This is a genomic window from uncultured Microbacterium sp., from assembly GCF_963521695.1.
GTDB lineage: Bacteria > Actinomycetota > Actinomycetes > Actinomycetales > Microbacteriaceae > Microbacterium.
The window spans coordinates 1-10,368 of record NZ_CAUQWC010000113.1 but is presented as its reverse complement, the minus strand read 5'-3'; the positions used below and the strand labels follow the sequence as shown (position 1 = coordinate 10,368).

Annotated in this window: 8 protein-coding genes; 3 read left to right on the top strand and 5 right to left on the bottom strand. The window is 70.1% G+C overall.

The annotated features are described in order from the left end of the window. The coding region (locus RWP81_RS09735) for a L,D-transpeptidase family protein (protein ID WP_314455465.1) at nt 1-1,111 on the top strand (1,111 nt) is incomplete at its 5' end. A gap of 443 nt (nt 1,112-1,554) precedes the next feature. Here the strand turns inward: RWP81_RS09735 and RWP81_RS09730 are convergent. Continuing rightward, nucleotides 1,555-3,774, bottom strand: a complete 2,220-nt coding sequence (locus RWP81_RS09730; protein ID WP_314455463.1) for an NADP-dependent isocitrate dehydrogenase — start codon at nt 3,772-3,774, stop codon at nt 1,555-1,557. Nucleotides 3,775-4,008: 234 nt separating this feature from the next. On the opposite strand from RWP81_RS09730, the gene RWP81_RS09725 reads away from it, so the two are divergent. Further along, nucleotides 4,009-4,461, top strand: coding sequence for a GNAT family N-acetyltransferase (locus RWP81_RS09725; RefSeq protein ID WP_314455461.1), 453 nt, complete (start codon nt 4,009-4,011; stop codon nt 4,459-4,461). A 79-nt stretch (nt 4,462-4,540) separates the two neighbouring features. After that, nucleotides 4,541-4,735, top strand: a complete 195-nt coding sequence (locus RWP81_RS09720; RefSeq protein WP_314455459.1) for a hypothetical protein — start codon at nt 4,541-4,543, stop codon at nt 4,733-4,735. Nucleotides 4,736-4,791: 56 nt separating this feature from the next. Here RWP81_RS09720 and RWP81_RS09715 read toward each other — a convergent pair whose 3' ends face one another. The 4 genes from RWP81_RS09715 to RWP81_RS09700 all read right to left on the bottom strand — a co-directional run. Beyond that, nucleotides 4,792-6,609 carry an ABC transporter ATP-binding protein gene (locus RWP81_RS09715; protein ID WP_314455457.1) on the bottom strand — a complete coding sequence of 606 codons (1,818 nt, stop codon included), beginning with the start codon at nt 6,607-6,609 and terminating at the stop codon, nt 4,792-4,794. Next, nucleotides 6,606-8,468, bottom strand: coding sequence for an ABC transporter ATP-binding protein (locus RWP81_RS09710; RefSeq protein WP_314455454.1), 1,863 nt, complete (start codon nt 8,466-8,468; stop codon nt 6,606-6,608). Before RWP81_RS09710 ends, RWP81_RS09715 begins: the two co-directional genes overlap by 4 nt. A gap of 367 nt (nt 8,469-8,835) precedes the next feature. Then, nucleotides 8,836-9,333 carry a methylated-DNA--[protein]-cysteine S-methyltransferase gene (locus RWP81_RS09705; protein ID WP_314455451.1) on the bottom strand — a complete coding sequence of 166 codons (498 nt, stop codon included), beginning with the start codon at nt 9,331-9,333 and terminating at the stop codon, nt 8,836-8,838. Then, nucleotides 9,330-10,368 (bottom strand): AlkA N-terminal domain-containing protein (locus RWP81_RS09700; RefSeq protein WP_314455448.1); only part of this gene is annotated, 1,039 nt, incomplete at its 5' end. The genes RWP81_RS09705 and RWP81_RS09700, both read right to left, overlap by 4 nt.

Below are 10,368 nucleotides of genomic sequence, written 5' to 3'. Positions count from 1 at the left end.
CCTTGGCGCCACGGTCGACTCCGCCGCCGTCGCCGACAAGGCGTTCGCCGACAACCCCATGTGGAAGCCCGCGTCGTGGTTCCCGCAGGGCACCGGCGTCGCTGTCGAGGTCGACGCGGCCGAGGCGGCCGCCGCCCTGCGCGACCTCGCCCCCGGCGCCTTCCGCGCGCCGGTCGACGCCTCGCTCGCGTACGACGCCGGTTCCGAGACCTACGTGACCACCCCCGCCGAGGCCGGCGAGGGCATCGACGTCTCCACCGTCACCTCCGCCCTGCAGTCCGCGTTCGACGCTGGCACCCCCTCGACCACGGTCGAAGCAGGTCTGGTCGCCGTCGACGCCCCCGTCTCGACCGAAGAGGCCGACGCCGCGGTGGCGAAGCTCAACGGCATCCTCGACTCGGCGGGCTTCTACGTGGGCGACGAGCGCACGGTGCCCATCGACCGTGCCACCGCGGCATCCTGGATCACCGTCACGCCCGACGGCAAGGGCGAGTTCGCCATCTCGGCCGACGAAGCCGCCATCCAGAACGCCGTCGCGGGTCTCGCCGGCACCGTCGACCGTGCCGCCGTCGACGCCGACGTCATCGTCGACAGCGGCGGCGAGGTCATCAAGGCCTTCACCGAGGGCCAGACCGGTCGCTCGCTCGGCGACACGAGCGGCATCGCCGCGGCCTTCGCGTCGCAGCTCGCCGAGGGCAACGCGCGTTACGCCCTCACCGTGGCCGAGACGCCCTTCGACACCAAGAAGACCGAGCGTCGCGTCGAGGTCAACCTCAGCGCCCAGTCCGTCACCCTGTACGAGAACGGCCAGGTCTATCGCAACTGGTCGATGTCGTCGGGCAAGAGCGGCTGGGAGACCCACACCGGTGAGTACCGCATCGGCTGGAAGACGTCGATGCAAGACATGGGGTGCGTGCCCGGCTACGACTGGTGCACCAAAGATGTTCCGTGGGTCGCCTACTTCAACGGCGATGAGGCGTTCCACGGCACGTACTGGCACAACAACTTCGGCACCCCGATGAGCCACGGTTGCGTCAACCTCACCGTGAACAACGCCAAAGAGCTCTACGACTGGGCGTACCAGGGCACCGAGGTCTCGGTCCACTACTGAGCCCGGGATGTGCGAAGGGGCGGATGCCAGTCGGCATCCGCCCCTTTTCGTTGTCGGTGACACGAGTTCCGCGCGCTTCCACAGCGCACCGACCGCGATCGCTTCGCGCCGGTTCCCGTGCGGGGGCCCTGCCGTTCCGTGCGGCCGTTCCCGCGCGTGCCGCGCGAGGGGGTGTGTGGCGCCGTGCGATGGTTCACGGGCTGAGACACAACGCAGGAACTCCGCTCTCGTCGCCTCACTGAGCCCCGCTGTGCCGTGACGCGTCGCGCATGACTCCTGCATTGTGTCCGAAGGAGTCACCCGAGCGACGCGGAGAGCTCACGGTGCAGGAGCTGTGTCGACTCGGACTTTCCGGCTCGAGTCGCGACCCGTTCCGACGCCGGAGCCGAAAGAGGGGCGGGTGCCCTGGGCATCCGCCCCTCTCGGGTCAGCGAGTCAGCGGGTCAGCGCAAGCCGTCGACCACGGCGTTCAGCGTCGCCGACGGACGCATGACCTTTTCGACGAGCGCGGCGTCGGGGCGGTAGTAGCCACCGATCTCGGCGGCGTGCCCCTGGACCGCGTTGAGCTCGGAGACGATGGTCTCTTCTTCGGCGGCGAGCTTCTCGGCCACGGGGGCGAAGACGGCGGCGAGGTCGGCATCCGTCGTCTGCTGCGCCAGCTCCTCGGCCCAGTACAGGGCGAGGTAGAAGTGGCTTCCGCGGTTGTCGATGGTGCCGAGGGCGCGACCGGGCGACTTGTCGTTCTCGAGGAACGTGCCGGTCGCGGCATCGAGGGTCTGCGCGAGCACGCGGGCGCGGTCGTTGCCGGTGGTGTCTGCGAGGTGCTCGAGGGATGCCGCGAGGGCGAAGAACTCCCCCAGCGAGTCCCAGCGCAGGTAGTCCTGCTCGACGAGCTGCTGCACGTGCTTCGGCGCGGAGCCGCCGGCGCCGGTCTCGAACAGGCCGCCACCCGCGAGGAGCGGGACGATCGAGAGCATCTTGGCGCTCGTGCCCACCTCGAGAATGGGGAACAGGTCGGTGAGGTAGTCGCGCAGCACGTTGCCGGTGACCGAGATGGTGTCTTCGCCGCGGCGGATGCGCTCCAGCGAGTACTTCGTGGCCTCGGCCGGGGCGAGGATTTCGATCGTGAGGCCCTCGGTGTCGTGGTCGGCGAGGTACTCGTGGACCTTGGCGATCAGGTTGCGGTCGTGCGCGCGGCTCTCGTCGAGCCAGAACACCGCGGGCACGCCGGCCGCCCGGGCGCGCGTGACGGCGAGCTTCACCCAGTCGCGCACGGCGACGTCTTTCGTCTGTGTCGCGCGCCAGATGTCGCCGGCGTTCACCTCGTGCTCGAGCAGCACGTCACCGTTCGAGGCGACGACCTGCACGCGGCCGGCAGCCGGGATCTCGAACGTCTTGTCGTGGCTGCCGTACTCCTCGGCGGCCTGGGCCATGAGCCCGACGTTCGGCACCGAGCCGATGGTGGCGGGATCGAGCGGACCGTTCGCGATGACGTCGTCGATGGTTGCCTGGTACACACCGGCGTACGACGAGTCGGGGATGACGGCGAGGGTGTCGTCTTCTCCCCCGTCGACGCCCCACAGCTTGCCGCCGTTGCGGATGAGTGCGGGCATGGAGGCATCCACGATCACGTCGGAGGGCACGTGCAGGTTGGTGGTGCCCTTGTCGCTGTTGACGTACGACAGGCGGGGACCGGATGCCAGCGCGTCGCGGATCTCGGACGCGATGGCGTCGCCACCGTCGACGCTCGACAGACCCGCCAGGATCGAGCCGAGGCCGTCGTTGGGGGTCAGGCCGGCGGCGGCGAGGGCGTCGCCGTGGCGGTCGAACACGTCGGCGAAGAACGCCTTGACGACGTGGCCGAAGATGATCGGGTCGCTGACCTTCATCATCGTGGCCTTGAGGTGCACGGAGTACAGCACGTCGTCGGCCTTCGCCTCGGCCAACGTGTCGGCGAGGAACGCGTCGAGGGCCGCGGCCGAGAGGAACGTGGCATCCACGATCTCGTCCTGGAGCACCTTCAGGCCCTGCTTCAGCGAGGTGACGGTGCCGTCGGCGGCGACGTGCTGGATCGAGAGCACGTCGTCGGCGGCGATCACGACGGACTTCTCGTTCGAGCGGAAGTCGTCGTGGCTCAGGGTGGCGACCCGGGTCTTTGAGCCCTCGGCGAAGGCCTTGTTGCGGTGCGGGTGCTTCTTGGCGTAGTTCTTCACCGCGAGGGGCGCGCGGCGATCGCTGTTGCCCTCGCGCAGCACCGGGTTCACGGCAGACCCCTTGATGCGGTCGTAGCGGGCGCGCACGTCTTTGTCGGCGTCGCTCGACGCTTCATCCGGGTAATCGGGGATGTCGTAGCCCTGCACCCGCAGCTCGGCGATCGCGGCCTTCAGCTGAGGAATGGATGCCGAGATGTTCGGCAGCTTGATGATGTTCGCCTCGGGCAGCGTCGCGAGGCCGCCGAGCTCGGCGAGCGCGTCGCCGACCCGCTGCTCGGCGGTGAGCCGCTCGGGGAAGGCCGCCAGGATGCGGCCAGCGAGCGAGATGTCGCGGGTTTCGACGTCGACCCCCGCCTGCTTCGTGACGGCCTGCACGATGGGCAGGAACGACGCGGTGGCAAGAGCCGGCGCCTCGTCGGTGTACGTGTAAATGATGGTGGAATCGGGCACGTCAGATCTCTCCGTAGAGGCGGCCAGGGTTGCGTTTCAGCCTATCGCACGTGGGCAAAGTCTCTTGATATCGAGATACTTCTCCCTCGGAACCGTTCGCCGCGCCACTTCGCGCGCCGGGGTCCACGGCACGGGTGAACGTCGAGACGCGGATCGACCACGCGCGGGTGACGGGCGGGGCCGGGAAGCGCGGGCGACCTTGGGACTCGGTGGCCGTGCCGCTAACCTGGGCGCATGGCTGACCTGCGTCTCGTCGAACTGTCCGCCGCCACGATCGTGGCGGTGAACACCCTGTCGCTCAAGCCCGGCCAGGAGCAGTTCCTCGCTCCGGTCAGCTACGGCATCGCTGCGACCGTGAGCAATCCGCAGACGTCGTGGCAGCGGGTCGTGCTCGACGCCGACGAGGTCGTCGGGTTCGTCAGCGCCAACTTCGACCCCGACGCGCACGAGGAGCACTTCCGCTCGGTGCTCTGGCGCATCAACGTCGACGCAGACGAGCAGGGCCGCGGCGTCGGCAGCTACGCCCTCGCCGCCGTCCTCGAAGAGGCACGCGGCCGCGGCATGGACCACGTCGACGTGATCTACGAACCCGGCGTCGGCGGCCCCGAGGCGTTCTTCGAGCGCGTCGGCTTCGAGGCGGTCGGCGAAACCGAGTACGGCGAGATCATCGCGCGCGTGGGCGTCTGAGGCGAAAGGTTCGTCGGAGCCGGGTGAAAGTCGCCGGCCCCGCCACCGATGGAGGGCGTGCCCGCCTAGGTTGGCCCGCATGACAGGGCCCTGGTTCCTCTTCCCGTTCGGGGTTGCCCTCGCGGCGTACGCCCTCGTGCAGCTCGGACCGAATCCGCACTGGTGGGACATCGCCACCGCGGTCATCTTGTTCGGCGCCGCGATCACGTCCATTTCCCGCGGTGTGCTCGACGTGCGGGCGAACCGCCGCGGCCGACCCGACCGTCACCACTGAACGACGGATGCCACGCACCCCGCGCGGCGCGGGGACGTGGCATCCGGGGGTCGAGGTCAGACGAGCGACTCCCGCCAGGCGGCGTGCAGCTGCGCGAACTTGCCCGTGCCTGCGATGAGGGCGGCGGGGGTGTCGTCCTCGATGATGCGGCCGTGCTCCATGACGAGCACCCGGTCGGCGATCGCCACCGTCGACAGCCGGTGGGCGATGATGATGGCCGTGCGGTCGGCGAGCAGGGTCTGCAGCGCGTCCTGGATCTGGCGTTCGCTGGGGATGTCGAGAGACGCCGTCGCCTCGTCGAGGATCAGCACCGCCGGGTCGGCGAGGAACGCCCGCGCGAATGAGATCAGCTGGCGCTGACCCGCCGACACGCGCCCGCCGCGCTTGTTCACGTCGGTGTCGTAACCGTCGGGCAGCTTCTGGATGAACCCGTCGGCGCCCACGGCACGAGCGGCCGCGCGGATCTCGTCCATCGAGGCGTCGGGCTTACCGAGGGCGATGTTGTCGGCGACGGTCCCGCTGAACAGGTAGGCCTCCTGCGTGACCATGACGATGGCGCGACGCAGATCTTTCGGGTGCAACCGGCGCAGATCGACCTCGTCGAGGGTCACCGCGCCCCGGGTCGGGTCGTAGAACCGCGACACGAGCTTGGCGAGCGTCGACTTGCCGGCGCCGGTCGTGCCCACGAGCGCGATCGTCTGCCCGGCGGGGATGTCGAGGGAGAAGTGCGGAAGGATGACGCGATCGTCGGAGTACCCGAAGGTGACCTCGTCGAAGCGCACGTGTCCCTTCGCCGTCCACAGGTCGACCGGGTCGCTCGGGTCGGGAACCGTCGGCCGCTCCTCGAGCACGCCCGACACCTTCTCGAGCGCCGCGGTGGCCGACTGGTAGGAGTTCAGGAAGAACGCCACCTCCTGTAGCGGCGAGAAGAAGTTGCGCACGTACAGCACGGCGGCCGTCAGCACGCCGATCTCGAGCGGACCCGCGATCACCCGGCCGCCGCCCCACAGCAGCACCACCGCCACCGAGACGGCGGCGACGGCCATGATGCCCGGCTCGAACGTTCCGAACAGCTTGATCGAGCGCATGTTGACGTCGCGGTAGTCGCCGGCGAGCTTGCCGAACTCCTCGTCGTTGCGCGGCTCCTTGCGGAACGCCTTGACGGCGCGGATGCCGGTCATGGTCTCGACGAACTTCACGATGACCTGGGCGCTGATGACGCGCGACTCGCGGTAGATGACCTGCGAGCGCGTGTAGAACCATCGCATGAGCAGGTACATCGGCAGGCCCATGACTGTCAGGATCAGGCCCGACTGCCAGTCGATGAGGAACAAGGCGACCAGCGTGAACAGGCCGTACAGCACGCCCGACACCAGCTCGTTGAGACCGCCGTCGAGGAGCTCGCGGATGGTGTCGAGGTCGCTGGTCTGGCGAGAGATGATGCGCCCCGAGGTGTAGGACTCGTGGAACTCCAGGCTCAGGCGCTGGGTGTGCAGGAAGATGCGCTTGCGGAGGTCGAGCATGACGGCCTGCGTCAGGCGCGCGGCCACGACGACGTACCAGCCGATGAGCACCGCCCCGCCGATTCCCGCGAGCAGGTACACCCCGACGACACCGATGGTCGGCATCCAGTCGCTGCGCTCGATCACGGCGGGCAGGGCGTTGTCGATGCCGAAGGCGATCAGCGCCGGGCCTGCGACGCGCAGAGCCGTCGACACGACCAGCACCGCGGCGGCGAGCACGAGCTGCCTGCGCAGGGGCGACACGAGCGAGCCGAGCAGGCGGAGAGAGCGCTGACGGATGGCGCGGCTCTCGTCACGCGTGTAGTCGGAGCGGTCTTCGCCGCTGGTTCCGGAGACGGTCGCGGTGGTCATCGGGTCGCCTCCTTCTCGGTCCGGGTGTCGTCGTCGGCGGTGATCACCGGGATCGCCCCCGTGCGCGCCTCGCGCTCGGCCTCCTCGAGGCTCGAGATGACGTAGCGGTAGTGGTCGCTCTCGCGGAGCAGGTCGGAGTGGGTGCCCACGGCGGTGACGCGTCCGTCCTCGAGGAGGGCCACGCGATCGGCGAGGGTGACGGTCGAGGGGCGGTGCGCGACGACCAGGGCGGTCGTCTCGCTCAGTACCTCGCGCAGCGCATCTTCGACGAGCGCCTCGGTGTCGACGTCGAGCGCCGACAGCGGGTCGTCGAGCACGAGCACGGCGGGACGCGCGGCGACGGCTCGCGCGAGCGCGAGACGCTGACGCTGACCCCCGGAGAGGCTGAGCCCCTCCTCGCCGATGACCGTGTCGAGACCGTCGGGCAGGTCGTAGACGAAGTGCGCCTGAGCGACCTGGAGCGCTTCGCGGAGGATCTCCTCGGCACGTTCGGAGCCGGGCGTGAGGTCTTCACGGCCGAGCAGGACGTTGTCGCGCACCGACTGCGAGAACAGCGTGGCGTCTTCGAAGGCCATGCCGACGTGGCGGCGCAGTTCGGCGAGCGTGAGGTCGCGCACATCGACGCCGTCGATCAGCACACGACCGCCGGTGACGTCGTAGAGGCGACCGGGAAGTGTCGTGAGCGTCGTCTTGCCGGAGCCGGTGAGCCCCACGAGCGCCATCGTCTCGCCCGGACGCAGCACGAGGTCGACGCCGTCGAGCAGGTCGCGCTCGGTGGTGTCGGCATCCTGATACCGGAAGTGGGCGTTCTCGAACGTGAGTTCTCCTCGCGGCTCCGTGATCGTGCGCGGGTTCTCGGGGTCGACGATGGTGTTCTGCTCGTCGAAGACCTCGAAGATGCGGTCGGTCGCGGTGCGCGCGTCGAGCAGGAACGAGAACAGGAAGCCGATCGACTCCATCGGCCACCGCAGCACCGTGGCCATGGCGAAGAAGGCCACGAGCTCGGCGACCTGCAGTTGGCCCAGTTGGGTCAGCACGATGCCCGCGCCGAGGCACACCGCGAAGGCGATGTCGGGCAGCAGCACGAGCCAGAACCAAATCCAGCCGACCGCGCGGGCCTTGTCGATCTCGGTCTCGCGCAGCGACTCTGCTTGTCGGGTGAATTTCTGGAGGGCGTGCTTGCCGCGGCCGAAGGCCTTGAGCACGCGGATGCCGTGGACGCTCTCCTCCACCGAGGTGGCGAGGTCGCCGGCCTGGTCCTGGCTCTGGCGGGTCAGTGCGCCGTAGCGCTTCTCGAAGCGGAAGCCGACGTAGATCACCGGGGCGGAGGTCACCAGGAACAGCGCGCCCAGCAGCCAGTGCCAGCGGAACAGCAGAACGGCGCCGATGCCGATGGTCAGCATGTTGACCACGAGCAGGATGACGCCGAAGGCCAACCAACGGCGCAGCATGCTGATGTCCTGCATCATGCGCGAGAGCAGCTGACCCGACTGCCACCGGTCGTGGAACGCGACGGGGAGGCTCTGCAGGCGCGAGTAGAACGACTGACGCAGGTCGTACTCCACCTTGGTGGCGGGCGCGAGCACGAACCAGCGGCGCAGCCACACCATCGCGGCTTCGGCGAGACCGAGGCCGAGCACGGCGAGCGAGCCCCAGACGAGGGCGCCCGGATCGAGCGAGGCGATCGGGCCGGCGACGATCTGCTCGAGCACCAGCGGGATGGCCAGCGCGAGCAGGCTCGCGACGAGGGCGGTGGCGGCACCCGCAATGAGGCGCGGAAGCACCGGCCGGGCGATGGGCAGCAACCGCGCGAGGGCACGCGGCGTGGAGAGACGGGGAGGAGGCGTTGAGGTGGTCATGATCCTCGTGGGGTCGAAGCGGGCGCCGGGATCGGGCGCGGACAGGAAGTCGGGGGCGCGACGAGGATCGTCGGCCGGGCGGAGCGGCGGCGCCGGAGCGCAGACGTGGCCCTAGGAGCGTCGGGCGAGGCGCACAGCGACAGAGGAGGCGACTGCCGGGACGACGGGGGCGTCGATCGGTTCCATGGCATCCTCCTTGGTCGGGTGAAGCTCCCGCGGGGGGACGGCAGCCCTCCAGATTATCTCCGCGAGGCCGCCAGGGGCAAGGGCGTCTTGCCGCACCCGGGTTGAGCCGCGGTCACACGGCCGGACCATGACCCCGCGCACACGCGACCGGATCAGGCGGCGGCCTTCTATGGCGACCAGGTCAGGCAACGGTCTCGCGTGCGAGGAGCGCCCGCTTCACGTCGGTGCCCCAGGCGAAGCCTCCCATCGTGCCGTCGCCGCGCAGCACGCGGTGGCAGGGGACAAAGAGCGCGACCGCGTTGCGGGCGCAGATGGATGCCGCGGCCCGCACCGCCGCGGGCGATCCGAGCGCCGCGGCGAAGCCCGTGTAAGTGAGCGGGTCGCCGGGGGTGATGCGCCGCAGGGCCTCCCAGCCCGCGAGCTGCAGGGTGGTGCCCGACTGCGCGACGGCGACGTCGTCGATGGCCGCGACGTCGCCCGCGTAGTAGGCGCGGACGGCCTCGGCCGCCGCCGTCTCACCGGCGACGACGGTGGCGGGGCGGCGATCCGGTCGGAGGCGTGCCGCCACCGCGTCGGGGTCACTGGTCCAGCCGGACACGATGACCCGATCGTCTTCGTCGGCCAGGATCGCGAAGGGGCCGTCGGGCGTCTCGACGAACTGCAGGGTCGCGGTGGTCATGAGGGAATCTCGCTCTCGGGTCGGGGAGGGGAAGCCGTGGTTGCGGCGGCAGCGGGCAGGTCGATCGCCACGTCGTTCACCACGACATCTGTCGGCACGGTCCGCGACGATCGACGCGGTCGGGAGACGACGGCGGCGGCCGCGGTCTCGGCCGGCGATCGCCACGCCTGGGTGACGGGGGCGGCATACCAGTAGTGCGCCATCGCGTAGCTGCGCCAGGGAGCGAGGCGCTCGGACCAGGCGGTGAACCCGGCCGGGTCGGAGGGCACCCCCAGGGCGGCCGCCCCGGCTCGGGCCGCGACGTCGCCCGGGAGGAGGACGTCGGGGTCGCCCAGGACCCTCATGCGCACGTAGTCGGCCGTCCACGGGCCGATCCCCCGCATCGCGAGGAGGCGCTGTCGCTGCTCGACGCCGTCGTCGCCCGGTCCGAGGGTGAGCGTTCCGTCGGCGAGCGCCGCGGCCGTCTCGACGATCGCCCTCATTCGGGCGGCGGGGCCACGCAGGACCTCGTGACCTCGTTCGGCGATCACCGCCGGGTCGGGGAAGAGCGACAGCGGCTCCGGTCCGATGGTGACGGGCTCGCCGAGTTCGGCGGTGAGACGCCCCTGCATCGTGCGGGCCGAGGCGACACTGATCTGTTGACCGATCATGGCGCGCAGAAGCATCTCGTCGGCGTCGATCGCCCCGGGCACGCGCACCCCCGGGATAGCCGCGACCGCGGATGCCAGCTCCGGATGCCGGGACAAGGCCTCGTCGACCGCGAGCGGATCGGCGTCGAGGTCGAACAGCCGACGGACGCGGGCGATGAGGGTGCCGAGATCGGCCAGGGCGCTCAGCCGCGCACGCAGGCGGAGCCGACCGTCGTCGGCCAGGCGCACCTCGAACCACGCCGGCCCGCCGGGAAGGCGCACGACGCGAGCGAACGACCGGTCGTCGCCCACCTCGGCGCCCGGGACGGCGTGGGCGCGCATCCACCCGAACAGGCCGATCGTGTCGATCGGTCCGCGCACCGGCAGGGCGAGATCTGTCGCTGAT